The sequence below is a fragment of the Intrasporangium calvum genome, from assembly GCF_028446585.1.
GTDB classification, from domain to species: domain Bacteria; phylum Actinomycetota; class Actinomycetes; order Actinomycetales; family Dermatophilaceae; genus Intrasporangium; species Intrasporangium calvum_A.
The window spans coordinates 22,834-48,273 of sequence record NZ_JAPFQL010000006.1 but is presented as its reverse complement, the minus strand read 5'-3'; the positions used below and the strand labels follow the sequence as shown (position 1 = coordinate 48,273).

The following is a 25,440-nucleotide window of genomic DNA, read 5'->3' as shown; positions in this document are numbered from 1 at the left end:
TCGGCGCGCCTCGGGCGGGGCCTGGGATGGGTGAGCCGGGCGGCCGGTCAGCTGGCGAAGCGGACCGGCATGAGGACGTAGCGGTAGGTGGTGTCGGCGTCGCTGTCGGCCTCGGCCTGCCCCGTGAGCACGGCCGGGCGGCTGGGCTGGGTGAAGGAGAGCCGGCTCCACGGCCGGCCGACGGCGTGGAGTCCGTCGAGGAGGTACTGCGGGTTGAAGGCGATCTGGATCTCGGGGCCGTGGAGCACCGCTTCCACCGCCTCGCTCGCCTGGGCGTCGTCGCCGGTGCCGGCCTCGATGGCGACCTGACCGTCGGTGAACTTGAGGAGCACCGGGGTGTTGCGCTCGGCCACGAGGGCGACGCGCTTGACCGCCTCCTCGAGGGCGGCCGTCTCGATCACGGCCTCGGTGTCGACCGAGGTCGGGAAGATCGAGGTGACCTTGGGGTACTCGCCGTCGAGGAGACGGGTCGTCGCCTGCCGCTGGCCGGCCTCGAAGCCGATCAGCCCGTCGCCGCCCCCACCGAAGGCCAGCTGGACCGAGCCCGAGGCGCCCAGCGCCTTGGCCGTCTCGGAGAGCTGGCGGGCCGGGATCAGGGCGACGTGGTTGGCGTCGGGGCTGGCGGGGGTCCACGTGAGCTCGCGCATGGCGAGTCGGTAGCGGTCGGTGGCGAGCAGGACGACCTTGTCGCCCTCCACCTCCATGCGCACGCCGGTGAGGATCGGCAGGGTGTCCCCCCGGTCAGCCGCTATGGAGACCTGGGCCACGGCCTGGGTGAAGACGTCGCCGGCGATCGTTCCGCTCGCCTCCGGGGCGGCTGGAAGGGTCGGGTAGTCGGCGACCGGCATCTCGCGGAGGCTGAAGCGCGAGGAGCCACACGTGACGTTGAGCTTCGTGCCGTCGGTGCTCACGTCGATGGGCTTGGCGGGCAGGTTGCGGGAGATGTCGGCGAGCAGCCGTCCCAGGACGAGCACTTGGCCGGGCTCGGCGACGTCGGCTGGCACCGTGATGCGCGCCGACACCTCGTAGTCGAAGGCGGAGAGCGTGAGACTGCCGTCCTCGGAGGCCTCGAGCAGCACACCGGCGAGAACCGGCACGGGCGGGCGAGCGGGAACCCCGCGGGCCACCCAGGTGACTGCCTCTGCCAGGACGTCTCGCTCAACCCGGAACTTCACGACGGACTCACTTCATGACGATGGACGTGTGGGCCTCAGACACTAGCCCGTTCCAGCGATTCTGCACCACAGCGCCGACGCTCGGGGCCCGGCCCCGCCCGGCTCGATCATCCGGGTCCGTTCCACAGGTGTACGCGGGGCGGATCGCCATGATCTGGAGTCTCGTCATAGTCGTAGGTGGTGTGGAAAGTGTGGACAACTCGCATCGGCGCACGTCGCGGTGCATGAAGCCGTTGTGGAGCTTCTGTGGGTGGCGCGGGCGATCACAAGGCTGGGGTGTGGACGGCGAAATGGGTGTCCACAGGCCGACCACAGCAACACCCGTTGTTTTCCGCAACATCAGGCACTTTGTCCACAGCTGTCCACAGGCCCTTGTGGATGACTCGTGCGACGTGTGCGATTTCGAGCGGTTGTCCACAGGTCGCCTGTGGGAGATGTGGACGGTGCCCTCCACAAAGTTATCCACAGGCAGTGGACAATGGGGGAGGTTGAGCGCGGGCCACGGTTGGTCACGGACCGGTCTCGCTGTGCACACAGCTGTGGAAGACCCTGTGGATACGGTGCACAACGGTTGTCCACCGGTGGGGACAGCGGCCAGCGCTCGATCCCCGTGCGGCGTGCCGGCCCCGCGGGATCGGCGGACCCGTACCCCGAGAGGTGTGCTTCGCAACAGGTGCGAGCCACCAGAAATGGTCGGCCGCGAGGAGCACGCGGTCCCCGGACCGGCGGACGCGGCAGGCAGAGCGCAGCCACCGACCGCGAGGTCGGTGGCGGGCCGCGGCGACGTGAGTCGCGGCGAGGGTCAGCTGGACTGCTGGCGGATCCGGTTGGTCAGCTCGGTGACCTGGTTGTAGATCGCCCGACGCTCGCTCATCAGCTCGCGGATCTTGCGATCGGCGTGCATCACCGTCGTGTGGTCCCGGCCCCCGAAGTGCTGGCCGATCTTCGGCAGGGACAGGTCAGTCATCTCACGACACAGATACATGGCGATCTGCCGCGCCGTGACGAGCTGCCGTGACCGTGACGAGCCACAGAGGTCCTCGATGGTCACCGCGTAGTACGCGGAGGTGACCGCCATGATCGTCGCGGCCGTGACCTGGTTGGGCGTCTCGTTGGGCAGGACGTCCTTGAGCACGATCTCGGCGAGCGGCAGGTCCACGGCCTGGCGGTTGAGGTTGCTGAAGGCGGTCACCCGGATGAGGGCGCCCTCGAGCTCGCGGATGTTGGTGCTGAAGTTGCTCGCGATGTATTCGAGGACGTCGTCCGGCACCGACATGCGCTCCTGGATGGCCTTCTTGCGCAGGATCGCGATGCGGGTCTCGAGGTCGGGGGGCTGCACGTCGGTGAGCAGGCCCGACTCGAACCTGGTGCGCATCCGGTCCTCGAAGCCGGAGAGCTCCTTGGGGGGCAGGTCGGAGGTGATCACGATCTGCTTGTTGGCGTTGTGCAACGTGTTGAACGTGTGGAAGAACTCCTCCTGGGTCTGGAGCTTGCCCTGGAGGAACTGGATGTCGTCGATGAGCAGGACGTCGACGCTGCGGTAGCGGCTCTGGAACGCGCTCGCCTTGTCATCGCGGATGCTGTTGATGAAGTCGTTGGTGAACTCCTCGGAGTTCACGTACCGCACTCGGACGTTGGGGAACATGGTGCGGGCGTAGTGGCCGATCGCGTGGAGCAGGTGCGTCTTGCCCAGCCCGGACTCCCCGTAGACGAAGAGCGGGTTGTAGGCCTTGGCCGGCGCTTCGGCAACGGCCACCGCAGCAGCATGGGCGAAGCGGTTGCTCGCCCCGATGACGAAAGTGTCGAACGTGTACTTCGGGTTGAGCCGGGTGTCGCTGGCCTGGGTCGGCTCCGCGCGCTGCTGGCGGAGGGGTCCGCTCTCGCCTCCGCGCGCCGGCAGCGGATGGACGTGGCCGTTCTCCTGCTGGTCGGCGCGCAGCTGGTCGAACCTGAGCTGGTCGGGACGGAGCTGGTCCGGGTGGAGGCTCGGCCGGAGCTGGTCGGGATGGAGCTGCCGCGGCACCTGGTTGATGTGTGGGTGCTCGCCGTGCAGCCCGTCGAAAGCTGACCCGCTGGGCGCGAGGGGGACCGTGAAGGGGGTGGGCAGAGCTGCATCGAAGTCGGCCGCCAACAGGTCGGGGGCGCTCGCCTCGAGATCCTTCAGCGGATCGCTGCTGGGGGTGACCGGAGCCGTCGCGGCGAAGTGCGGGTCGGTGGCCACGGTCCCGAACGCGTGCGCGACCCGACCGGTCTCGGCCAGTGCCGGCTGCCCGGTGGGCTCGTCGGTGATGAGCCGGAAGTCGTCCTGGTCGAGGGTCTCGTCGACGCTCACCGCCAGGTGAACGGGATGACCGAGCAGCTCGGAGAGCGTCGCGACGACCTGAGCCTTGAGCCGGGTCTCGAGGAAGTCCTTCGTGTAGGTGTTCGGCACCTTGACCAGTGCGGTCTGGTCGAGGACGCCGACGAGACGGCACAGCCTGACGAAGGCCCGCTCCTGCGCGGTCACACCCGACGAGCCGAGGGTGGCGAGGGTCCGTTGCCAGACCTGGTCGTAGTCGACGTCTCCGCCCGTCACCGCTTCACCCGTCCCTGACTGCTCTGCCTGTCGTTGGCTGTCCCTGTGCCCCACTGCGCTCCGACCCGCCGTGAACGGGGCCGGTGACGTCCACCCTGTCACCTCGCCGACCTGCCTGTCGACGTTTTCCACACGGTTGTCCACACCCTGTGCATGGTGGCGGAGGGGACAGGAGAGCAGTCACCGTGAGAACCGAAAACCTAACAACTCGGGATGGCACTGACAACCTGAATGGCAGAAATCGAGGATTCGCGCGGCGTGTCGAGTTGCATTCGTGCTGGGCGCGTCGACGATGGGAAGGTTTGTGGTCCGAGCCAGGGGCCGCAGCGCTGGTTTGACCCCTCTTCGCACGCTCCCGTATCGTTGACCGAGCGTGTCCGCGACCTCTTTCGCATGCCCGTGGCGCGGCCCCTCGGTTCCTCGGATCCGATGGCTCTCCGCGGGCTTGCCGATTGCGGTCGCCGCATAGCTGCAATCCGCAGTTGAACCACTCGATTGGACTCGGGACGGGTCGGCCTGTGCCGGTTCCGCCCGCAAGCAACGGAGAACCTCGTGAGCAAGCGCACCTTCCAGCCGAACAACCGTCGCCGCGCCAAGACGCACGGCTTCCGCCTGCGGATGCGCACGCGTGCCGGCCGCGCCATCCTCGCCGCCCGTCGTCGCAAGGGCCGCGCCGAGCTCTCTGCCTGAGGGCCGGCGTGCTGCCGGCACGTCACCGTCTGCGTGAGCGGGCGGACTTCACGTCGGCAGTGCGCGGACCAGGCGCCAGCAGAGCGGGCGGGCGACTCGTCGTCGTGCATGCCAACCGGACCGATGCGAGGACGGATCTTCCGCCGCGCGTCGGTTTTGTTGTGTCCAAGGCCGTCGGCAACGCCGTCACGCGAAACCTGACCAAACGGCGACTGCGCGCCATCATGGCGACCCAGCTCAGCGGCATACCCGAAGGGGTTGACGTGGTGGTCCGGGCCAACCCTGCGGCTGCGCACGCGACGTACCAGGAGTTGGCGGATTCCGTTGCGTCCCAGGTGAATCGACTACTCCACTCGCGCCCTCGGTTGTCGTCGTGACCACCGGAGGGGGGAGCGGTTCCAGCTCGACGCTCGGCCGCCAGCTGGCGTTGCCCCTCATCTGGCTCGTCCGGCTCTACCAGCGGTTCGTGTCGCCGCTGCGACCCCCGACCTGCCGCTTCCACCCCACGTGCTCGGCGTATGCGGTCGAGTCGCTCGAGCGGTTCGGCCCCCTCAAGGGTGGCTGGCTGGCGGCCCGCCGACTCGGGCGCTGCCATCCCTGGACCCCCGGGGGGGTCGACCCCGTCCCGCTCACCTGGTCCGAACGGAACTCCTGGCGACCCGAGCACTACCGGCCGCCGTCGGACACCGATCCCGGCACCGCACCTGACCATCCGGCATGATTGCCCATCAGTGGCGAGCGGTCATCCGATCCGCCGCCTGACGACAGAGGACTGACGTTGCTCGACTTCTTCAACACCGTGCTCTACCCCATCAAGCTGGGTGAGGCGTGGGTGATGTACGCGTGGCACTGGCTCTTCGACCTCATCGGTCTGCCGACGGGGTGGGCATGGGCGCTGTCCATCGTCGGACTCACTGTCATCGTCCGGGTGCTGCTCATCCCGCTCTTCGTGAAGCAGATCCACTCGTCGCGCAAGATGCAGCTCATCCAGCCCGAGATGCAGAAGATCCAGAAGAAGTACAAGGGCAAGCGCGACCCGGAGAGCCAGAAGGCGCAGCAGGCCGAGATCATGGATCTCTACCGGCGCACCGGGACCAACCCGTTCAGCTCCTGCCTGCCGATCCTGCTGCAGTCGCCGTTCTTCTTCGCGCTCTTCCAGCTGCTCAACAACCTGCGGGCCATCGCCGAGGGCAACGTCGCCAACGGTGGCAGCCCGGTCGGGCCGATCACCCAGGCAGTGGCCCTGTCGATCGAGAACTCGACGATCTTCGGCTCCCGCCTCTCCGATGCGTTCTTCACGGCCAACGGCCTGAGCACCAAGATCCTCACGGTCGTCCTCATCCTCGCGATGTCGGTGACGACCTTCACCACGCAGCACCAGCTGATGCGCAAGAACATGCCGGCGGCCGCGCTGGACAACCCGTTCGCGAAGCAGCAGAAGGTCCTGCTCTATCTCATGCCGATCTTCTTCGCGATCTCCGGTGTGAACTTCCCTGTCGGTGTCCTCATCTACTGGACCACGACGAACCTGTGGACCATGGGTCAGCAGTTCTACGTCATCCGCAACATGCCGGCTCCGGGGTCTCTCGCCTACCAGGCGATGGAGGAGCGCGACAAGCGCAAGGGGCGTGCGACCAAGCACGTCACGGTGCCCGGTCTCGACACTGCTGCGACCGAGGCCGAGACCGAGTCGCAGAAGTCCGGCCAGCGCCAGCAGCCGAAGAGCAAGAAGCGCGCCAAGGGCACGGGCACCCCGCGTCCCGCAGGCGAGACCCCTTCACCGGCGAAGCGGCCGGAGACCGGCGAGGCCTCGACGCCCAAGGCGGGTTCGTCCGGCCCGCGTCCGCAGGGTGGCGCGAAGCAGAAGAAGCCGAAGAAGCCCCCGTCCGCCAAGGACCGCAACTGAGGTAGCGAGGGCAGGCTGTGCCAGCCGCTCCCGCCTTCCGTCAGGGCAACCGGCCCCAACACGTGAAAGACGCAACCGTGCGATGCAGTTGTCCACAGGTTGTGGGAACTTTGTGAACGAAGGAGCAATTTCCCGATGAGTGAGACCACGCACGAGGGCGACACCGAGCTCGCCACCGACCCCAGCGCCGACCCCAGCGCTGACCCCACGACTCCCGTCGTCGCTGACGAGGGAACCACCGACAGCTCGGACGCCCCGCACGTGAAGGGCAAGTCGGCGCGGACGGCCCAGCTGGAGCGTGAAGGAGAGGTCGCGGCCGACTTCCTCGAGACCCTCCTCGACATTGCGGACCTCGACGGAGACCTCGACGTCGATGTTGATGGGGACCGTGCCGCCGTGGCGATCGTCGACTCGGACGAGGGGCGTGTGCCGCGTCGACTCGTCGGTCAGGACGGTCGTGTTCTGGAGGCACTCCAGGAGCTCACACGGCTCGCAGTTCAGGCCGAGACTGGCGAACGGAGCCGGCTGATGCTGGACGTGGCCGGCTACCGCGCGGAGCGGCGGGCTGCGCTCGTCGCTCTCGCCGACACCGCCATCGCGGCGGTGCGCGAGTCCGGGCAGAAGCAGGCACTGGAGCCGATGAGCGCCTTTGAGCGCAAGGTCGTGCACGACGTGGTCGCTGCTGCGGGTCTCGTCTCTGAGTCGGAGGGCGTTGACCCCAACCGGCACATCATCATCCTGCCCAAGTGATCGGTGTCGCCGTTTCACGTGAAACAGGACGAAGTCCGGCCTTCGCCTGAGGGGGCCGGAGGCGACCCCAGGATGCGATGACGGGAGAACCATGGCCGACTCTGGTGCAGGGGTGACCCCGACCGGCGAATCGGGTGAACTGCGCACACCCCCCGTTGCGGCGGCGGTGTTCGGAAAGCGGATCGCCATGGCCGAGGCCTTTGTCGCCATCCTCGCCGACACGGGGATCAGTCACGGTCTGATCGGCCCGAGGGAAGCGCCCCGCCTGTGGGAGCGTCACATCCTCAACTGCGGCTTGCTGCACTACGCCATTCCGGAAGGCGAGTCGGGTCAGCCCGTGATCGACGTGGGCTCCGGCGCCGGCCTGCCCGGTCTCGTCCTTGCGATTGCCCGACCGGATCTGCACATCCACCTCGTGGAACCGTTGAGCCGGCGAACGGGATGGCTCTCGGGGGTCAGCGCACAGCTCGACCTTGACAACGTCACGATCCACACCGCTCGGGCGGAGTCGCTGTGGGACCAGTTGTCGGCCCCGTGGGTGACTGCCCGTGCGGTGTCGGGGATCGTGCAACTGGCCCAGTGGACGTTGCCACTCCTGGAGCCGGGCGGCTCGTTGCTCGCACTGAAGGGCAGTCGTGCTCACGAGGAGCTGACCGAGAGCCGCGCCCGGCTCCTCCGCCTGGGGGCTGTCGACGCCGCCGTGGAGACCTTTGGCGAAGGCATGGTGGCGGACCCGACTATCGTCCTGCGTGTGACCATCGGGGACTCCATTGACCGTCGGCGCTTCCGCCGTCAGGCGCCGTCGAGCGCCGGCTCAGCCCGAAGGCGTGCGGACCGGCCCAAGAGTGGCCGAACGTCCGGCTCGTCGTCTCGCGATCGAGGACGTCGTACTAGATGATCGACAAGAGACCATCACGTTGGCGCAAGCTGTTCCGCAGAAGCACTGGCGAACATCCGTCTGGAGGGAACGACCCCGTGAGCAACCTTGGCTGGCCGACTGCCACTCCAGAGCCGACGGCTGATCATCGACGACTCGGCTGGGTGGACGCCACAGCAGCTGTTTCACGTGAAACCGAAGACGGGGCGGCGGACGTCGTGGCCGAGTCAGAGCTCCACGGTTCCCCCAGCACGGAAGAGAGCCCGGGATTGATGGGAACCACTTCGGCACCGGCCTACGAGTGGCCCGCCCCAGAGCCGAACGGCGCTGCAGACACGCAGGAGTCGGCCCTCTCCTCCGAAACGGGTCCACGTGTCCCTGCCGAGCCTGATGTGTCGGCGCGGGCCGCATCGGCCAGCGGAGCGGGGACGACTGTCGAGCAGCAGCCGGCTGTCGCAGGAGGACTGCGGCCCGGCCAGACCCTCCGCTCAGAAGGCCTGGGTGCGGCACTGCGCGCCAGCGCTCCCGCCGAGCCCCGCTCAGCCGTCGATGGTCGGGCGATCGGAGCGGACATCTACTTCTCCACCGGGACGCTCGACCAGCAGGATCACCCAGGATCAGGCGCGGGCACCGGCACTGACCAAGTCCCCGACCTGGACACCCGGACGAGTCCCGACGGAAACGGGGAGCACACCGCCGAGGAAGCCGGGGTGGGGACGGCCCGCGACTTCCGTGGCGACGTCGCACCGCCGGAGGGACTCAGCAGTCTCACGGCCGATGGCGGAGCCCCTGCAATGTCAGCGGTCGAGCTCGTTGTGGACGAGGCTGTGGAAAACCTGCCGGCCGACGCGCCTGTGCCGCACGAATCGGCCGGCCTTGGTGTTGGGGAAAACCATGTGGATGACAGGTTGGCGTCCATCCCGACAGCCCCCGCGGAAGCAGGTGCCGGGGTGACGACCGAGGTGCCCACCGACACTCACCACGCGTCGGTCGATGACGAGCACGCGGTGGCCGAGAACCTGCGCCGGCGGATCCAGCTGACTGGTCGCCCCTTCCCCAAGCCCCTCGACAGTCGCGTCATGACGGTTGCGAACCAGAAGGGTGGCGTGGGCAAGACGACCACGACAGTCAACGTCGCTGCCGCGATGGCTCAGTCGGGCCTCAAGGTCCTCGTCATCGACCTGGACCCGCAGGGCAACGCCAGCACCGCTCTGGGCATCGACCACCACGCCGAAGTCCCGTCGATCTACGACGTACTGGTCGACGGCACTCCGTTGCTCGACGTGGTTCAGCCCTGCACAACCGTTGACGGGCTCTTCTGCGCTCCGGCAACCATCGATCTGGCTGGGGCGGAGATCGAGCTCGTGTCCTTGGTAGCCCGTGAGTCGCGCCTGCAGAAGGCGATCGTCGCGGCGGCCGAGACAGGCCACGAGTACGACTACATCCTGATCGACTGCCCGCCGAGTCTCGGCCTGCTCACCGTCAACGCCATGGTGGCGGCGACCGAGGTCTTCATCCCCATTCAGTGCGAGTACTACGCACTCGAGGGACTCTCACAGCTCCTCAAGAACATCGAGCTCGTGCGGTCTCACCTCAATCCTGCGCTGCACGTATCGACGATTCTCCTGACGATGTACGACGGCCGGACCCGGTTGTCTGCTCAGGTGGCCGATGAGGTGCGTGAGCACTTCCCCGAGCAGGTACTGCGAATCACCGTGCCGCGCTCCGTTCGCGTGTCGGAAGCGCCCAGTTTCGGCGAGACGGTGATGACCTACGACCCCACCAGCAGCGGCGCCCTCGCCTACTTGGAGGCGGCGGGAGAGATCGCTGATCGAGGGGCCGCGGGTCAGGTTTGACCCGAAGCGCCGCTAAGACACCGGGCGGGCCTGTTTCACGTGAAACAGGCCCGCCCGTTTCATGTGTCCGTGGCGACCTCGGTTCCTGTTTCACGTGAAACGGTGCAGGTGACGACACGAGAGCGACGCCAGTTGCTCGTGCCGATGCCTGCGTGCACGGTCACCTAGACTTGGGCCGGCGCGATGGTCGCGGCGACAACGTGGAGGGACAGCTAGATGGCGGAGAAGCGGCGGGCACTGGGTCGTGGACTGGGAGCGCTCATCCCGAGCGCGCCGTCTGGCGGGGGCGGCCGTCCGGTAGACGTCTTCTTCCCGGAGCAGAAGGCCGGCGGGCCGGCGGGGGAGTCCCGGGACGGCATCACAGCCAGCAACGGATCGGGCGCCTCCTCGCCCAACGGATCAGCCCCCGTGGTGGCACAAGCTCCCGCGGCCACCGGCTCGGAGCCCGTGGCCCCGGAGGTGGAGGGGCTGGCCCCTGTGCCCGGCGCCGAGTTCGCAGAGCTGGTCACCGACCTGATCCGCCCCAACCCCAAGCAGCCCCGGTCGGTCTTCGACGAGGACGACATGGCTGAGCTGGTGCACTCCATCCGGGAGATCGGGGTCCTGCAGCCCATCGTCGTGCGCCGCATCCCCGCTGGCCAACTGGCCGAGGCAGAGGGCAAGCAGTTTGAACTGATCATGGGCGAGCGGCGCTGGCGTGCGGCGCAGCAGGCCGAGCTCGAGACGATCCCCGCCATCATCAAGGACACCCAGGACGACGCGCTGCTGCGGGATGCCCTCCTGGAGAACCTGCACCGCAGCCAGCTGAACCCACTCGAGGAAGCAGCTGCATACCAGCAGTTGCTCGATGACTTCGGCTGCTCCCACGAGGAGCTCGCCCACCGCATCGGCCGCTCGCGACCCCAGATCTCCAACACGCTCCGGCTGCTCAAGCTCCCGCCACTCGTGCAGCGGCGTGTCGCAGCCGGAGTCCTCAGCGCCGGTCACGCGCGGGCGCTGCTCGGCCTGGCGGACGCTGCGGCCATGGAGCGCATGGCTCAGCGGATCGTCGCCGAAGGGCTGTCAGTCCGGACCGTCGAGGAGCTGGTCGCCCTCGGTGATGGCGATGTGGTGCCCAAGCCGCGGCGTCCCCGCGCAGGCACGCGTCACCCGCAGCTCGACGACTTCACGACCGGTCTGGCCGACCACCTCGAGACCCGAGTGGCGATCTCGCTGGGGCAGCGCAAGGGCAAGATCACGGTCGAGTTCGCCTCGATGGAGGACCTCAAGCGGATCATGGGCATCATGGGCCTCGAGTCGCGCTCCTGACGTGCCCGAAGGACACACGATCCACGCCCTTGCGGCTCGGCTGAACCGGACGCTCGGGGGCGAGCGACTCGCCGTGTCCAGCCCGCAGGGGCGCTTCGCCGCGGACGCGGCACTGCTCGACGGCCGACCACTCGACCAAGCCACCGCGCGTGGCAAGCACCTCTTCATCGACTTCGAGGACCTGATACTGCACGTGCACCTGGGCCTCATCGGCTCGTTTCACGTGAAACATGCAGTTCAATACGACAGCCCCGGCACGCCGGCGCGTTTACGGCTCGAAGGTCGCAGCCACGTCGCGGAACTGCGGGGACCGATGATCTGCGCCCTGGTCGACGAGGAGGATCGCCAGTCCGTCCTCGCCAAGCTGGGCCCGGACCCGCTGCACCGACCGGATCAGGACACTGGAGCGCTCCGCTCCTGGGACCGAATTGCCCGGAGCCGCAAGGCGATCGCCGATCTGCTGCTCGATCAGTCCGTGGTCGCCGGCGTGGGCAACGTCTACCGCTGCGAGGTCCTTTTCCGGCATCGCATCGACCCCTTCACCCCCGGCAAGGAGCTGGGACGGGTGCTGTGGGAGCGGGTGTGGAACGACCTGGTCATCCTCCTGCCACTTGGGATGGCCTTCTCCCAGATCCTCACCATGCAGGACCAGGTCGATGCCGCGGCCGAGATGGTGGCCGACGGCTCGTCACTGAGCATCACCGAGGCCTTGACCGGCGAACGCCTGGGAGATCACTTCGAGCGCCGGTTCCACACCTACAAGCGCACGGGCCAGCCTTGTGACCGCTGCGGACGAATCGTGCGGGAGCAGCTCATCGGAGGCCGGACCCTCTACTGGTGCCCCGGGTGCCAGCGCCGGCGCAGACGCTGACCATCACCACCCGGTGAAAGGCGTCTCCGACTGGATGTCGAACTCGACGTAGTCGCGGGTGCCGGTCAACGCAAGGATCTGCCGGGCACCGGGGGGCATCCGTCGCAGTCCCTCCGCGGTCGCGATGCGTCGTGGCGGCCCGAGCACCAGCAGGCTGTGGCCGAGGTGCATTCGCCCACCCTGAGCGGCCCGCAGGTTGCGGAGCCAGTCCACCCGGGGTCCGTACGTCAGGGCAATGGTGACCTGGCCGCCGTGCCGGATCGCCACCAAGGGCACCCGGTAGACCGAACCCGTGCGCCGGCCCACGTGCTCGAGCTCGACGAACGGTCCATGGCCGGCCAGATGCACGAGGAGCTTGTTGAGGTAGCGCTTGTTCCACACGGTGACGACGTGGGGCAGGGGCACGGTGTTCCTCCTCGGGGGCAGTCGGGGGCAGTCGGCGGCAGTCGGGTCCACGAGGGCCTCGCCGTCACGCTACGCCCACCGAGTGAAGCCGGGCCGCATACGCTACGTGCATGGCGGTCAAGGGAACACAGCCAACCCCCACTCACGTCCTCGCTCATCTGAGCGACATGCACCTGATGGCCGGGGACGCGCTGCTCCACGGTCACATCGACTCCGCTGCCCAGTTCCGCAAGGCACTCGCCCGAGTGGAAGGCTCTGGTGAGCGATTCGACGCACTGGTCCTCTCCGGCGATCTTGCCGACAGCGGACAGCCGGAGGCCTACCGGCTGCTGCGGGAGATCGTGGAGCCCGTGGCCGGGAGGCTCGACGCACCTGTTGTCCTCACGGGTGGCAACCACGATGAGCGCCGGGCCCTGGCGGCCGGACTGTTCGGCGAAGACACCGACGAGCCGCAGGACACGGTGACCCTGGTGGGTGGACTGCGCATCATCGCCATCGACTCCGCCCTGCCCGGCTTCCACCACGGCGGGTTCTCCGACGCCCAGTACGCCTGGCTGGCCGATCAGCTGGCCGTCCCCGCTGACCACGGCACGGTCCTCGTCATGCACCATCCGCCCATTGCCTACCACTCGCCCCTCATGCAGCTCCTCGATTTCGAGGACGTGCCGAGGTTGCGGGCCGCGCTGGCGGGCACGGACGTCCGCGCGATTCTGAGCGGGCATCTGCACGTGACCAGCTTCGGGACGCTTGGCGGCATCCCGGTCTTCGTGGCCGGGGGAGTCAGCTACGTCGATGATGCGGGAGTTCCCCGCGAGCTCCTCATGGGAGTGGACGGGCCCCAGTCGTGGAATCTCATCGAGGTCCATGCCGACCACGTGGTCGGGACCGTGGTGCCCGTCGAGACGCACAAGACCTGGCCCTCGCTGAACGAGGAGGTCGTCGACTACATGGCCACGGTCGCTCCGGAGGACCAGCGCATCGTCTTCTCGACCAAGCGATGACACGCCCTTCGATCCCACGAGGTCCATGTCACCGGCCCGGCGGTCAACGATGCTCGCCGGCATCGCCCCTTCAGTCCTGACGGTGAGCCCTCAGCGGGCCAGGCCTTCGTAGGCAGGGTGGTCGATGGCCCACCGGAGCGTTCCGGTGAACGCTCGTCCGCCTCGCCGCACGACGGACTCGGGCACGTGCCGCCCGGCAGCCGAGTCCAGCTCCAGCAGCGCACGCGCCACCGGTGGCAGGGTGACAACGGCCGCCGCGGCGAGCAGGCCGTAGACCGGACGCGTCACCCACGGCAGCGGCGGCTCGCGCAGCAGGAAGTGCGCGGTGTCGAGAGCCTCGGGCGAGGCCTCGAGCTCGCTCTCGTAGCCCGCGAGGTCTGCGTCGAGCTCGGCGACGGTCCGCGGCAGAGCCTCCACCCCCAGCCGTTCGCTGATGGAGGCCATCTGTGCCACGTAGGTGTCAGCCTCGACCGGGCTGAGCGGCCGCGCGCCGTACGCCTGGTAGGCGGTGAGGAAGCTCTCGGTCTCCGCGTCGTGGACCCAGCGGAGCAGGTGGGGATCGCTCGCGGCGTAGGCGCGACCCTGGGCGTCGACGCCGGAGACGCGGGAGTGCACCGAGCGCACGGCCCTGATGAGGGCCTCCGCGTCGTCGATGCGGGCGTACGTCGTCGTCGCGATGAAGGCACCGGTCCGCTGGAGTCGGCCCCAGGGGTCGCCACGAAACCCCGAGTGGCCGGCCACCCCGGCCATCGCGAGCGGGTGCAGGCTCTGCACGAGCAGGGCACGCAGGCCACCGACATACATCGACGGATCGGCGTGCACCGTCCAGATGGGGTCACCCTCGCGGAACCAGCGCGGCCCGGGCGTGCGCCAGATCCGGTCCTCCTTCGCCTCCCGGTCGGGTCCAGCGATCCGGGACCGCATCGCGTCACCGATGGCGCCCCGCAGCGGGCCGACCACGCGACTCATCCACTCACCCGGATCAGCTTGCGGCGCAAACGAACTCAGCGGCATACGGTGTCCTAGGGGAGAAGCTCGAGGACTGGATTGTGCTCGGGTGGAACGACCTCGCGCGGCGGCCCCGGCGGGGTGCCGTCACCGAAGGGGGACCCGCCCAGGTCGGCGCGGCCGTGCTCCGCCGCCCAGCCAGACAGATCCGGACCCGCTGGGACCACCCCGGTGGGGTTGATGTCCCGATGGACGACGTAGTAGTGCGCCTTGATGTGCGTGAAGTCGACCGTGTCCCCGAAGCCGGGTGTCTGGAAGAGGTCGCGGGCGTAGCCCCAGAGGTTGGGCAGCTCGATGAGCTTGACCCGGTTGCACTTGAAGTGACCGTGATAGACGGGGTCGAACCGCACGAGCGTCGTGAACAGCCGCACGTCCGCCTCGGTGATGTGGTCGCCGACCAGGTAGCGGCGCGTCGCGAGGTGGTCCTCCAGCCAGTCCAGGCGGCGCCAGAGCCGGTCGTAGGCGGCGTCGTAGGCCTCTTGGGTGCCCGCGAAGCCACACCGGTAGACGCCGTTGTTGACCTCCGTGTAGTTCACCCGCGCCATCTCGTCGATCTCGTCCCGCCACGCCTCCGGATAGAGGTCCGGGGCCCCCTCCCGGTGGTGCTCTCGCCACTCGGTCGACAGGTCCAGGGTCATCTGAGGGAAGTCGTTGGTCACCACGGCACCAGTCGGGATGTCGACGATCGCCGGCACGGTGATGCCGCGTGGGTAGCCCGGGTCCCGTTTGAAGTAGGCGTCCTGGATCCGCGGGATGCCGAGGACGGGGTCCACGCCGCCGGGGTCGAGGTCGAAGGTCCAGCTGCGCTTGTCGTGCACCGGGCCGCAGATCCCCATGGAGAGCGCGTCCTCGAGCCCCAGGAGCCGCCTGACGATGATCGCGCGGTTGGCCCAGGGGCAGGCGCGCGCCACGACGAGGCGGTAGCGCCCGGGCTCCACGGGGTAGCCGTCGCGTCCGTCCGCGGTGATGCGGGTGGTGATGTAGCGGGTGTCCCGCTCGTAGCTCGGCTCGACGTAGCTGCCCTGGTCCGTCATGACCCCACGATAGATACCGTATGCCGCTGGGCTGGCTCCGGCGCGCTCGTCTCCTTCGGCGGTGGGACAGAATGGGTTCATGGAACGCCGCTGGCGGGAGTCGCCCCGTGCGTGACCTGCGTCCGTTGACCGTCGATCGCGTCGCTGACCTCGCGGGCGACTCGGCGCTGTGCACGTTCTGGCAGACGGTGCCGCGCAACGGCGCGGTGGTCACGCGGGAACCGGTGGACCTCCTCGCGGACTGGGTCCGCGAGGTGACGGCCGACTGGGGACCACCCGGACGCGTTGCCTACGTCGACGGTCGCCCGGCAGGCAACGTGCTCATCGCTCCGGCCCGTCACGTCCCGCGTCTCGCGGCGTTCCCGACCGCTCCCTCCGATCCCTCGACCTTGATGCTCCTCACCGTGCGGGTCAACGCGGACCTGCAGGGTCGGGGGCTGCGCAAGGTGCTCGTCCAGGGCGCCGTCAAGGAGGCGCTGCAGCATCGGGCCCGCTCCATCGACGTCATCGGCGCCCGCCCGACCGCCGTCCGCAGGCACCCCTGCGTCCTGGAGGCGGCCTTCCTGGAGCAGGTGGGCTTCCGGGTGGCGCGGGACCACCCCGCCTACCCGAGGCTCCGGCTCGACCTGAGGACTGTCGTGACGGTGCGGGAGGAGGTCGCGGCCGCGGTGAGCCGGGTCCTCGCCAAGGTGCCGGGCGTGCGTCCGGTCCCGGACACCCACCCTGACGGTGCGACGCGGGCTCGCTCCGTGGAGGGACCCTGAGGATCCCCTGGCCGGAGGCGGCAGGGTCTGCCGGGTCAGTCCGTCCCGGGAGGGGCAACACGAGGCATGACGGGTGGGGGAGCGCCGAGTTCCCCTGTCGCACGGGCGCGTTCGATGTGTCGGCGAAGGTCAGCGAGTTTGAGCACGCCGGTGCGGGCCGTGTCGGCGTCGCCGAGGTAGAGACGTTGCAGGGCGACGACGACGCCCTCCGCGATGCGGTCGCGGGTCTGGGGGTCGGAGAGCACTTCCGCGTCATGCGGGTGGCTGAGGTAGCCGACGTCGAGCCGGACGGCAGGCATCCTGGTGCGCCGCAGCAGTGGCCAGGTGCGGGGGTGTGAGCGGCAGTCGATCAAGCCGGTGCGGGCGACGACCTCACGCAGGAGCAGCTCGGCGAAGTGCTCGCCGATGGTGGACCAGGCCCCGGGCGACTGTCGCCCCGGGTCGCCGTGGCCGTAGAAGAAGGTCGCGACGCCGTGGGCAGCGGTGGCCGCCGAGTGGTCGCTGTGGATCGACAGGACGAGGTCGGCGTCGAGGGAGTTGGCGAAGGCGGCGCGGTCGACCTCCTCACCACCCGAGGTGCCGGTCCGCGTGAAGACGACCTCAACGCCGTGGGCGGTCAGTCGCCCCTCGATGCGCCTGGCGAGGTCGAGGGCGAGCTCCGCCTCGACGAGACCGTGACCGATGACACCGGGATCGCTGCCGCCGTGTCCGGGGTCGAGCACCACAGTGCGTCCGGTCAGACTGAAGCCACCCCGGCGGATGTGCTCGCGCTCGCGGAGCGCGTTGGCGGATCCGCCCGTGACGGACCTTCGGAGCGCGTCGAAGGCGCGGAGCGTCTCGGGGCCGAGGATCCCGTCGGAGGTCAGGCCGACCGCGGCCTGGAAGGACCTCAGGGCGGTGTCGGTGGCCGGGCCATGGATGCCGTCGACCTTGCCGAGCGTGAAGCCGAGCTCGACGAGCCGCGCCTGGAGCCGCCCGACGTCGTCACCCTCCAGGAAGTGGTCGGGGACGAACCGCAGGACGCGGTCACCGAGCGACCATCGGGCCCCGTCGAGCACGGAGTAGGTGGACCGTCCCACGACGCCGTCGACGATGAGGCCGCGTCGTTGCTGGAACGACTTGACGGCCCGCTCGACCTCGTCGTCGAAGACGGCCGTGTCCCGCGGTGCGGTGCGATCGGCCCACGAGGACGCGAGGTCGCCCGTGACGATGAGGCGGTCACACACGTCGGCGACCGCGGGACCGGAGTCGCCACGTCGGAGCACGACGGCCGGCTGAGGTGACACGGGGATCCTTCCGGAACGGGACCTGTGCACTGTAGTACGCCGAAGGGGCGGCCCCGCCACCGGCGGACCACCCCTCCGGGCCGGGCCTCCCCTCAGGGACAGCCGGTCAGGAGATGAACTCCTCGAGCTCGCGGAGCAGCTTGGGCTTGGGGTGCGCGCCGACGATGCTCTTGACGACCTGGCCCTTGACGTACACGTTGAGCGTCGGGATCGAGACGACACCGTAGCGAGCAGCCGTGTCCATGTTGGAGTCCGTGTCGAGCTTGACGACCTCGATCTTGTCGCCGTACTGCTCGTTGATCTCCTCGAGGATCGGGGCGACCTTCCGGCAGGGACCACACCACTCCGCCCAGAAGTCGACGAGAACGGGCTTCTCGCTCATGAGCACGTCATCGGCGAAGGTGGCGTCGGTTGTTTCCTTGAGTGCCATCGGTGGGTGTCTCCCTCTCGTGTGGTCGGTGCTGCGATGTGAGGCTAGGCGTTGGCGCTGACGGTGGTCGTCGGGATGGGCCCGGCGTCCGTCTCGTCGATGAGCGCGGCCTGGTCGGCCGCCTGCTCGGGCGAGTCGGCGTCCTCGAGCGCGGCGAGGTAGTGCTCGGCGTCGAGGGCCGCGGAGCAGCCGGTGCCGGCCGCTGTGATCGCCTGACGGTAAGTGTGGTCGACGAGGTCCCCACAGGCAAAGACGCCGGCAACGCTCGTGCGGGTGGACCGACCGTCAACCGTGACGTATCCCGCGTCGTCCAGCTCGACGACGCCCTTGACGAGCTCGTTGCGCGGGTCGTGGCCGATGGCAACGAAGAGACCGGTGATGGCCAGCTCGCGCGTCTCGCCGGTGACGGTGTCGCGCAGCGTCACTCCGGTCAGCTTGTCGGCGCCGTGGATCTCGGCCACCTCGCTGTTCCAGGCAAAGCTGATCTTGTCGTTGGCGAACGCGCGCTCGGCCATGATCTTGCTGGCGCGCAGCTCGTCGCGGCGGTGCACGATGGTCACCGACCGCGCGAACTTGGTGAGGAAGGTGGCCTCCTCGATGGCGGAGTCGCCGCCACCGACGACGGCGATGTCCTGGTCGCGGAAGAAGAAGCCGTCACACGTCGCGCACCAGGAGACACCGTGGCCGGAGAGCTCCCGCTCGCGGGGGAGCCCGAGCTCACGGTAGGCAGAGCCCATCGCGAGGATGACCGAGTGGGCCGAGTAGGTGGTGCCGGCGCCGTCGGTGACGGTCTTGACGTCACCGCTCAGGTCGACGGACGTCACATCATCCGTGATCAGCTCGGCGCCGAACCGCTCGGCCTGGGCGCGCATCTCCTCCATGAGAGCCGGGCCCATGATGCCGTCGCGGAAGCCGGGGAAGTTCTCGACCTCGGTGGTGTTCATCAGGGCGCCACCGGCCGTGACCGCACCCTCGAAGACGAGCGGGCGGAGGTTCGCACGGGCCGCATAGACAGCTGCGGTGTATCCAGCAGGCCCCGAACCGATGATGATGACGTTGCGGACGTCGGACATGACGTGGTGCTCCTATACCGGGGAACGCACCGCCGAAGGACCCTTGGGGCAGGCAGGACGGTGCTGTCTGGCTCAACCGATCCTAGGCGTGGACTATTCCATCCCGGCACCCGGCACGCCAGCGTGTGGGGGCCGGCCCAGCGGCATACGAACCTGCGCCCGCGAACGGGGCCTACGGCACCGGCACGGGCTCGGTGAGCGCCTCCGGTGCGGCCTCCGTGCACGTCCGCTCGACGACCCGGACGGTGCTGCCATCGGCTTGGGTGACCACGATCACAGCCGCCGGTTGGCCCTCGTAGGTGGCCAGGTCGACATGGACCGGCACGTCGGTGGGGAGGGCGTGGGCCCGAAGGCAGGAGAGCAGGCCCACCTCGGTGGCGATCGGCCCGAGGGTCGGCGCTTCGGCGGCCAGGACCTCGAGCGGGGCGCTCGGGCTGCTGAGGAGCTGCCGGGCCTGGGCCGGGAGGTCGCCGGCCGTGTAGTCCGTGGACGAGAGCTGGATGTGGAGGTTGGGGTGGGAGCGCCCCACCGGCGGGGGGATGGGACCGGTGACGGTCGGCGTCACCGTCGCCGTCACTGTGGGCGTCACCGTCGGCGCCCCCGGAGTGGTGACGACCGCGCCGGGGTTGCCCAGCGACGCGACGCCGTTGGTGCGCTTGTTGAGGTGCAGCGCCGAACCGCCCACGGCGACGACGGCGGCAGCTGCAGCGACTGCCGCCAGGGCGAACAGCGGCCGCGGGCGCTGCCGCTGGCGAATGAGCGGGGCCAGGACGGCCGCGTCCCGGTCGGCGCCCTGGAGGAGGCCTTGGAGGGGGCCCTGGAGGGGTCCGGGATCGACCCGCAGCGCCACCTCGTCGGTCAGCAGCGACTCGATGCGCTGGGCCACGCGCTCCGGCATCGGCCCGGGGTCGGCCGCCGCTGCCAGCAGCTGACGCACGCGGGCCTCCGTCGCGGCGTCGAGGAGCCGGGCGTCCGGGGTCTCGTCTCCGGTGTCAGGGGTCTGCCGGGGGTGGTCCACGATGTTCCTTCACGGTCCTTCAGGAGTGGTGCGGTTGTCTATGGAGGACGGTGTGGCCTGTCCCAGACTCCCCGCTCATGGAACCGACCTCGTGCTACGACGTGCGAGGACCGGTCTCCGGTTCCCCCGCCAGCAGGCCGAGATGCTCGGCGAGCGCGGCCCGACCCCGCGCGCACCGCGACTTGATGGTCCCCTCTGCCACCCCGAGGATCTGGGCCGCCTCGGCGACCGGCACGGCATGCATGTCCACGAGGACCAGCGCAGCGCGCTGACCGTCGGGCAGCCGGGCCAGCGCCTCCTCGACGTCGAGTCGGACCTCGGTCGAGGAGTGGTGGTCGCGGTGGTCGGCCAGGTCGTACTCCGGAAGCGGCGACGTGGGTCGGACCCGGCGCAACCGGTCGAGGCAGGCGTTGACGATGATCCGGTGCAGCCACGTCGTGACCGCAGCGTCACCGCGGAAGGAGCCCGCCCGCCGGAACGCCGAGATGAAACCGTCCTGCACGGCGTCCGCCGCGAGCTCCGGGTCGCGGCAGGTCCGCAGGGCGACGGCCCACATCCGGTCCTTGTGCCGGCGGAAGAGCTCGCCGAAGGCGTGATCGTCGCCGGCGACGTGCCGGGCGAGGAGCTCGCTGTCACTGGCCTCGGCGAGACTCAGGGGCGTGACTGGGCCCACCGGTCAGCGCACCACCACTTCGGCGATCTGGGCCCGGTGGTGGGTGGGTGCCTCGTCCGGCGCCGGGCGCGTCACCCAGACGATGAGCTTGGTGCCGGGCTCGATGTCCCGGGGGGCCTTGATCGTCACCGTGCCACTCGTGTCGCGGATCTGCCCGATCTGCTGAGCGCCCTCGAGCTGTGCCTCGTCGGTGAGATAGACCGTGACGTCCTGCGCGGCCGGCAGGGTCAGCTCCACCTCGCGGACCACGGTGGGGGCGCTGAGGTCGAGGACGAGACCGACCCCTTCCTTGCTGCGGTTGTAGGTGTCGGTGGCGTACCACCGCGACTTCCACGCGGTCTCCGGGTCGCCGTCGAAGGCGAGGGGGACCAGTCGAGGGCTCTCCTCACCGTCGTCCTGGGGGTCGAAGCTGGAGCCACCGACGATGCGGACCGGCTCAGCCGGCGGCGCCTGGGTGGTCGTGCTGGGGGTCGACGGCTGCGACGCCGTCGCTGAGGGCTCGGGTGTCGTGTTCGTCCGCGTCACCGTGACCGTGGGACGGGCCTCGGCCGGACTGTCCGACTCGCCGATCTTGGCGACGTTGTTGATCCCGATGACCAGGGCGACGAGGACGAGGGCCCCGACGATCGCCAACGCGATCCGGGACTGGGCGCCCGACGGGCCCTCAGGCGTGCCACCCAAGACGGGCAGTGGCGGCTCGAGCCGCGTCCTCGGCGCCTCCTCGAGGGCCTCGGCGAGGGCGATGTCCTCCCCCTCGAACTGGTCACCTGTCAGGTCGGGGAGCCGTGACTTCTCGGCGGCCGCCCGGGCAAAGGAGCCGATCCGCTCGCCGATCCCGCTCGCGGCACCAGCAGCAGCGCCAGCAGCAGCGCCACCGACACTGGCTGAGGTGCCCGGCGCGGCGAGGGCCGCCGACCCAGCGGGCTCAGCCCCCTTGGCCGCAATCTGCCCTGCCCCGGCCCCTCCTGCCACGGCCCCTCCTGCCGCACCGGACAGGCGCGAGTAGAGGTCGCCACTGCTGCGCCCCGGGGGTGGGGTGTAGCGCTGTGCGACGGGCGGCGACTGGCGGCCGGCGCCGTCACCGACCTGCGCGGCCGGGAGCCGGATGCCGCTCGCACCATCGCTCGTGGGCTGCTCGGACGGCCAGGGTGCGATCTGGAGCGCGAGGTCGCCGGGCGAGATCGGGCCGCGGTCCTCGTTGAGGGTCATGCGGCAGATGAGGTCGAGGTCGTTGGGGATTCCGACAGCGATCTCGGACGGAGCAGCGACGCCGCCGACGACGCTGGGCGCGGGCTCGAGGCCGACCGGCCGAACCGGCGTCTGCCCACCGGGCGTGGCGGGCCACCGTGCGGTGAGGCCGGCGTAGATGAGCTTGACCAGCCCCACGGCGTCGACGCGCGAGGCCCGCTCGTCCGAGGCCAGGTCTGCGTCGCTGAGTGCCGCCTCGATGGCGAGGCCGCGGACCTTCACCTCGCCGTCGGGGAGGCGCAGGAGGGACGACGGTGTCAGCACGAGGTGGTGCAGGCCACGGTGCCGGGCGCGCTCGAGCGCGCTGGCCGCCTCGCCGACCAGCCGGCGCACCTCCTCCGCGGGCAGGCCCCCGGCCTGGAGCAGGTGGGACATCGGCATGGCGCCCGTCAGCGGCTCCTCGACGATGAAGGCCGTGTCCCCGTCGATCCCGACGTCGAGGACGCGGGTGAGCCGGGTGTCCTCGATCGCGGCAGCGCGACGGGCGGCGTCGAGGGTCGGCGCGGCGACGGACGAGCCCACCGGGAAGCACACGAGGACGACCTCACGGTCGAGGGTCTGGTCCGCGGCGCGCCACCGCTCGTGCGTCCGGGTCTCGGAGGTGCGCAGAGTGACGGCATAGCGTCCCCCGAGCACGGTCCCGGGTCCGATTCCGTGCACCCTCGTCACCCCTTCCGCTGCTGGTGGCCTGCTTCATACTAGGGCGAGTCAGCTGCGGTTCCGCTCCTGCGCGGCCTCGTCGCGCTCGGCGACGGTCTCGAGGTCACCGATCTCCTCGATGCGCGACGTCCCCTTGGTGACGGCGCGGATCACGCCTGCGAGGAGCACCAGTCCTGCGAGCACCCCGCCGATCCAGTAGAACGTCGAGTCGAGTGGGTTGACCGAGACGGGGATCACGGCCTCTGAGCCGATGCGGGTGCCGTCGGCGGTCGTCAGGTAGGCGAGCAGGTCGGCCCGCCCCGCGGCCACCGCGTGGACGCGCACACTGATGTTGCGGCTGGCGTCCGGGCCGGCCGCGATGCTGACCGGCCCCGGCTGCTCCAGGACCTGCAGTCGCCGGTTCAGCGGGACGACCACGAGACGCAGGTCCTCGACGGCATAGTCGAGGCCGTTGCGGACGGGGATCCGTATCGTGCCGTTCTCGGCGAGGAAGTTGACTCGGCGGGGCAGGACCCGGATGGCCGAGGTGGCGTCCTTCACGTCGGCGCTGACCGAGTTGTTCAGCTCCGCCCAGGCCGCCGGCCGGTAGCGCCACCGGACGCTGGCCAGCTCGTCCAGGAGCGCGCCATAGGTCCGCTCGAACGAGGCGCCGTCCTCGAGCACCGTGGCCACCGCGTCGAGGGTGTCGCGCTGCTTGGCGAGCTGCATGAGCCGGAGCGAGCTCAAGGTGGGCTTCGGAGCGGTGGATCGGGCTGACTTGCTCGGCTGCTCCTGGGGCACCGCACGGTCGCTGCCGTGGCCGCCGAGCAGCGTCTCCATCGCGACGGGCTCGAGCCAGGCGACGGACTCGGTGGTGGCCCGCAGGAACGCCGACAGGGCCGCGGGGTCCGGGTCGTAGCTGCGGGGCGCCGTGAGCAGGACCGAGCGTGCCGTCCCGGGGCGCTCCCCGAGCAGGACGAGCGTCTCGGCGAGGAACCGTTGCGTCGCGAGGACGGCGGTCGCCTCGGAGCGCTTGGGCAGCAGGGCGGACAGTCGGGCGTCGGAGCCGAGGAGCGGAGTGCCCTCGGTCGAGACCCGCCGGGCCGTCGGTGTGTAGGGAGAGGTGGAGGTGATCGCGGCCTGGTTGACGATGATCGCCGCAGCCTTGCGCGTCGCCGAGGTGGCGTGGAGGGACTGCACCGCTGCGGCCCGGCCCGCGGGCAGGAGGCCGTCCACCGGCCAGGCGATGTCGCCTCGCACCGGCTCTCCGAGGCGCTCACCGACGGTCGCGGCGCGGGCGACGAGGTCCCGGACCAGGCCGTTGGTCGGGTCGAGCGCTCCGGTCGCGGCGACGTCCGCATCGGCGTACGGCAGAGCGAACAGGTTGCGCCCTGCCAGAGCCGTGGCGAGCCGGTCGGCATCCGATGACGCGGGAGGTGTCCCCGGCTCGACGGGAGCAGGGCGGTCTCCGGTGGCGCTCCCCGTTGGTGTGGCCGACGGGGTGGCCGACGGCGTCGTCGACGGCGTCGGGTCGGCCCCCACGAAGGCACCGGACACCTCACCCGGCCCGGCGACGAGGACCGCCGGATCGACGCCCAACGTCGCGTAGGAGCCGGCGGTGCCGGTGACGATCCGGTCGACCCGGGAACCGGGGCCGACCGCGCGACTCCACGCCTTCTCCCGGACGTCGTCGTCGCGCGAGAAGAGCCGGACGTCGGGGTCGAGGGTCACGGGGATGGCGAGCGCGATCTGGAGTGGCTCGAACTCGACGCGGGACTGCCAGGCCAGGAAGGTGCGGACCGCCCCGATCGGGGTCGTCGCGCCGCGTTGGTAGGCCTCGATCGCGACGGGCACGGCGGCGAAGGCGCCCGACCCGACCGCCCCGGCGACCTGCCACTCCTCGAGGTCGATGGTGAACGGCGCGGTCTGCGCGGCCGGCACCTCGGGCAGGGGCTTGGCCGTCCGGGCCACCGTGCGTCCCGCGGCCGCACCGTGCTGCTTGACCCACCGGTCGATGTCGGTGCGGACGGTCAAGGGCTGCGAGCCGAGCACGAGCCGGATCTCTGCTCCGACGAGCGGGCCGGAAGCCGGAGCCGTCACGCTGCCCGTGACCCGCGTCCTGCCCGTGCCGTCGAGGACGGTCGGGGTGACAGCCGTCAGCGTGATGACGGCCTCGTCGTCGGCTGCGGCGACCCTCGGGACCGCGGCCGCGGGGGAGTCGGCCGTCGCCGGCCGCCCGGGCTCGGGCTCGCCGGGCACGGCGCCGGCTGCCGGGACGAGGGCGGTGAGGCCGAGCAGTGCCGTCAGGGCGACCGTCCGGGAGACGGTGCGCCACGACCGAGTCAGTGTCACGCCGTGCCTGCCAACCGGTTCCACGCCGCCTGCGCGATGCGGCGCTCGTTGGGGAAGGTGAGCTGTCGGTGGACCTCGTCGAGACGCATCCAGGCGACGTCGATGGCCTCGCGGTCCGGGTCGTTCTCGATGGACAGCTCACCGCCGAGCGCCTCGAGGAGGTAGTGGTGGACGTACTTGTGGACGCGCTTGGTCGAGGTGGCGAACCAGTAGTCGATCGTCCCCAGCTCGATGAGGACGCGGCCGACGATGCCGGTCTCCTCGGCGACCTCGCGCGCGGCGGTCTCGACGAGGGTCTCGCCGGGCTCGACGTGGCCCTTGGGCAGGCACCACTCGATGCGGCCGGCGCGGTTGCGTCGGGCGATGATCGCAATGAGCGCGCAGCCGTCGCGAATGTCGACGACGATGCCGCCCGCCGACCGCTCCTCGACCGCGGGCAGACGCCTTCCCGGCTGGGAGCTCGGGGCGGCCTGCGCGGTCATGTCGCCACCATAACCAAGC

At 69.9% G+C, this 25,440-nt stretch carries 24 protein-coding genes; 11 read left to right on the top strand and 13 right to left on the bottom strand.

The genetic code is table 11. The features are described 5' to 3' along the window. Positions 1-47 precede the first annotated feature (47 nt). Entirely contained in the window at positions 48-1,175 is a 1,128-nt protein-coding gene (gene dnaN / locus OO014_RS02640) for a DNA polymerase III subunit beta (RefSeq protein ID WP_272460714.1), read from the bottom strand. Positions 1,176-1,977: 802 nt separating this feature from the next. Further along, positions 1,978-3,750: a chromosomal replication initiator protein DnaA gene (gene dnaA, locus OO014_RS02635; protein WP_272460713.1), complete on the bottom strand. Its 1,773-nt coding sequence runs from the start codon at positions 3,748-3,750 to the stop codon at positions 1,978-1,980. A gap of 552 nt (positions 3,751-4,302) precedes the next feature. Here dnaA and rpmH point away from each other — a divergent pair. The 9 genes from rpmH (at position 4,303) to OO014_RS02590 (ending at position 12,008) form a co-directional block, all read left to right on the top strand. Further along, positions 4,303-4,440: a 50S ribosomal protein L34 gene (rpmH, locus tag OO014_RS02630; RefSeq protein WP_010849920.1), complete on the top strand. Its 138-nt coding sequence runs from the start codon at positions 4,303-4,305 to the stop codon at positions 4,438-4,440. 8 nt (positions 4,441-4,448) lie between these two features. Beyond that, on the top strand, positions 4,449-4,817 hold the full coding sequence (gene rnpA, locus OO014_RS02625) for a ribonuclease P protein component (RefSeq protein ID WP_272460712.1): 369 nt from the start codon (positions 4,449-4,451) through the stop codon (positions 4,815-4,817). Next, positions 4,814-5,161 (top strand): membrane protein insertion efficiency factor YidD, encoded by a 348-nt coding sequence (yidD, locus tag OO014_RS02620; protein ID WP_272460711.1) that lies wholly within the window; start codon positions 4,814-4,816, stop codon positions 5,159-5,161. The genes rnpA and yidD overlap by 4 nt, the downstream gene beginning before the upstream one ends. Positions 5,162-5,218: 57 nt before the next feature. Further along, on the top strand, positions 5,219-6,346 hold the full coding sequence (gene yidC, locus OO014_RS02615) for a membrane protein insertase YidC (protein WP_272460710.1): 1,128 nt from the start codon (positions 5,219-5,221) through the stop codon (positions 6,344-6,346). A gap of 135 nt (positions 6,347-6,481) precedes the next feature. Then, positions 6,482-7,096, top strand: a complete 615-nt coding sequence (locus OO014_RS02610) for a protein jag (RefSeq protein WP_272460709.1) — start codon at positions 6,482-6,484, stop codon at positions 7,094-7,096. A 112-nt stretch (positions 7,097-7,208) separates the two neighbouring features. Then, positions 7,209-7,994, top strand: a complete 786-nt coding sequence (gene rsmG / locus OO014_RS02605) for a 16S rRNA (guanine(527)-N(7))-methyltransferase RsmG (protein ID WP_272460708.1) — start codon at positions 7,209-7,211, stop codon at positions 7,992-7,994. Between the two features lie 773 nt (positions 7,995-8,767). Further along, positions 8,768-9,829, top strand: coding sequence for a ParA family protein (locus OO014_RS02600; protein ID WP_272460754.1), 1,062 nt, complete (start codon positions 8,768-8,770; stop codon positions 9,827-9,829). Between the two features lie 216 nt (positions 9,830-10,045). Beyond that, positions 10,046-11,137: a ParB/RepB/Spo0J family partition protein gene (locus OO014_RS02595; RefSeq protein WP_272460707.1), complete on the top strand. Its 1,092-nt coding sequence runs from the start codon at positions 10,046-10,048 to the stop codon at positions 11,135-11,137. Position 11,138: 1 nt separating this feature from the next. Beyond that, positions 11,139-12,008, top strand: coding sequence for an Fpg/Nei family DNA glycosylase (locus tag OO014_RS02590; protein WP_272460706.1), 870 nt, complete (start codon positions 11,139-11,141; stop codon positions 12,006-12,008). Positions 12,009-12,011: 3 nt separating this feature from the next. On the opposite strand, the gene OO014_RS02585 is transcribed toward OO014_RS02590, so the two are convergent. Next, positions 12,012-12,413 (bottom strand): nitroreductase family deazaflavin-dependent oxidoreductase, encoded by a 402-nt coding sequence (locus tag OO014_RS02585; protein WP_272460705.1) that lies wholly within the window; start codon positions 12,411-12,413, stop codon positions 12,012-12,014. Positions 12,414-12,523: 110 nt separating this feature from the next. Here OO014_RS02585 and OO014_RS02580 point away from each other — a divergent pair, with 110 nt between their 5' ends. Further along, on the top strand, positions 12,524-13,414 hold the full coding sequence (locus tag OO014_RS02580; RefSeq protein ID WP_272460704.1) for a metallophosphoesterase: 891 nt from the start codon (positions 12,524-12,526) through the stop codon (positions 13,412-13,414). A gap of 90 nt (positions 13,415-13,504) precedes the next feature. Here OO014_RS02580 and OO014_RS02575 read toward each other — a convergent pair whose 3' ends face one another. After that, a complete protein-coding gene (locus OO014_RS02575) occupies positions 13,505-14,383 on the bottom strand; it encodes an oxygenase MpaB family protein (protein WP_272460703.1) in 879 nt (292 codons plus the stop codon). Between the two features lie 53 nt (positions 14,384-14,436). Then, positions 14,437-15,456, bottom strand: coding sequence for a glutathione S-transferase family protein (locus OO014_RS02570; RefSeq protein WP_272460702.1), 1,020 nt, complete (start codon positions 15,454-15,456; stop codon positions 14,437-14,439). Between the two features lie 107 nt (positions 15,457-15,563). Between OO014_RS02570 and OO014_RS02565 the strand changes: the two genes are divergently transcribed. Continuing rightward, positions 15,564-16,220 carry a GNAT family N-acetyltransferase gene (locus tag OO014_RS02565; RefSeq protein WP_272460701.1) on the top strand — a complete coding sequence of 219 codons (657 nt, stop codon included), beginning with the start codon at positions 15,564-15,566 and terminating at the stop codon, positions 16,218-16,220. Between the two features lie 35 nt (positions 16,221-16,255). On the opposite strand, the gene OO014_RS02560 is transcribed toward OO014_RS02565, so the two are convergent. The 8 genes from OO014_RS02560 to OO014_RS02525 all read right to left on the bottom strand — a co-directional run bounded on the left by OO014_RS02560 (position 16,256) and on the right by OO014_RS02525 (position 25,421). Continuing rightward, positions 16,256-17,506: an N-acetylmuramoyl-L-alanine amidase gene (locus tag OO014_RS02560; protein WP_272460700.1), complete on the bottom strand. Its 1,251-nt coding sequence runs from the start codon at positions 17,504-17,506 to the stop codon at positions 16,256-16,258. A 106-nt stretch (positions 17,507-17,612) separates the two neighbouring features. Beyond that, on the bottom strand, positions 17,613-17,936 hold the full coding sequence (gene trxA / locus OO014_RS02555; protein WP_272460699.1) for a thioredoxin: 324 nt from the start codon (positions 17,934-17,936) through the stop codon (positions 17,613-17,615). Between the two features lie 44 nt (positions 17,937-17,980). Next, entirely contained in the window at positions 17,981-19,009 is a 1,029-nt protein-coding gene (trxB, locus tag OO014_RS02550; RefSeq protein WP_272460698.1) for a thioredoxin-disulfide reductase, read from the bottom strand. A 172-nt stretch (positions 19,010-19,181) separates the two neighbouring features. Beyond that, positions 19,182-20,027 carry a hypothetical protein gene (locus OO014_RS02545; protein WP_272460697.1) on the bottom strand — a complete coding sequence of 282 codons (846 nt, stop codon included), beginning with the start codon at positions 20,025-20,027 and terminating at the stop codon, positions 19,182-19,184. Positions 20,028-20,121: 94 nt separating this feature from the next. Then, positions 20,122-20,700 (bottom strand): RNA polymerase sigma factor SigM, encoded by a 579-nt coding sequence (sigM, locus tag OO014_RS02540; protein WP_272460696.1) that lies wholly within the window; start codon positions 20,698-20,700, stop codon positions 20,122-20,124. A 3-nt stretch (positions 20,701-20,703) separates the two neighbouring features. Beyond that, positions 20,704-22,608, bottom strand: coding sequence for a protein kinase family protein (locus tag OO014_RS02535; RefSeq protein ID WP_272460695.1), 1,905 nt, complete (start codon positions 22,606-22,608; stop codon positions 20,704-20,706). 48 nt (positions 22,609-22,656) lie between these two features. After that, positions 22,657-24,939 carry a DUF6049 family protein gene (locus OO014_RS02530; RefSeq protein WP_272460694.1) on the bottom strand — a complete coding sequence of 761 codons (2,283 nt, stop codon included), beginning with the start codon at positions 24,937-24,939 and terminating at the stop codon, positions 22,657-22,659. Beyond that, positions 24,936-25,421, bottom strand: a complete 486-nt coding sequence (locus tag OO014_RS02525) for an NUDIX hydrolase (protein WP_272460693.1) — start codon at positions 25,419-25,421, stop codon at positions 24,936-24,938. Before OO014_RS02525 ends, OO014_RS02530 begins: the two co-directional genes overlap by 4 nt. Positions 25,422-25,440: the final 19 nt, after the last annotated feature.

What these genes read in the sequence shown, in the direction of transcription:
- trxB (WP_272460698.1), bottom strand. Translation starts at nt 19,009, where the DNA reads ATGTCCGACGTCCGCAACGTCATCATCATCGGTTCGGGGCCTGCTGGA.
- OO014_RS02580 (WP_272460704.1), top strand. Translation starts at nt 12,524, where the DNA reads ATGGCGGTCAAGGGAACACAGCCAACCCCCACTCACGTCCTCGCTCAT.
- OO014_RS02570 (WP_272460702.1), bottom strand. Translation starts at nt 15,456, where the DNA reads ATGACGGACCAGGGCAGCTACGTCGAGCCGAGCTACGAGCGGGACACC.
- OO014_RS02575 (WP_272460703.1), bottom strand. Translation starts at nt 14,383, where the DNA reads ATGAGTCGCGTGGTCGGCCCGCTGCGGGGCGCCATCGGTGACGCGATG.
- OO014_RS02595 (WP_272460707.1), top strand. Translation starts at nt 10,046, where the DNA reads ATGGCGGAGAAGCGGCGGGCACTGGGTCGTGGACTGGGAGCGCTCATC.
- OO014_RS02525 (WP_272460693.1), bottom strand. Translation starts at nt 25,421, where the DNA reads ATGACCGCGCAGGCCGCCCCGAGCTCCCAGCCGGGAAGGCGTCTGCCC.
- trxA (WP_272460699.1), bottom strand. Translation starts at nt 17,936, where the DNA reads ATGGCACTCAAGGAAACAACCGACGCCACCTTCGCCGATGACGTGCTC.
- OO014_RS02600 (WP_272460754.1), top strand. Translation starts at nt 8,768, where the DNA reads ATGTCAGCGGTCGAGCTCGTTGTGGACGAGGCTGTGGAAAACCTGCCG.
- OO014_RS02610 (WP_272460709.1), top strand. Translation starts at nt 6,482, where the DNA reads ATGAGTGAGACCACGCACGAGGGCGACACCGAGCTCGCCACCGACCCC.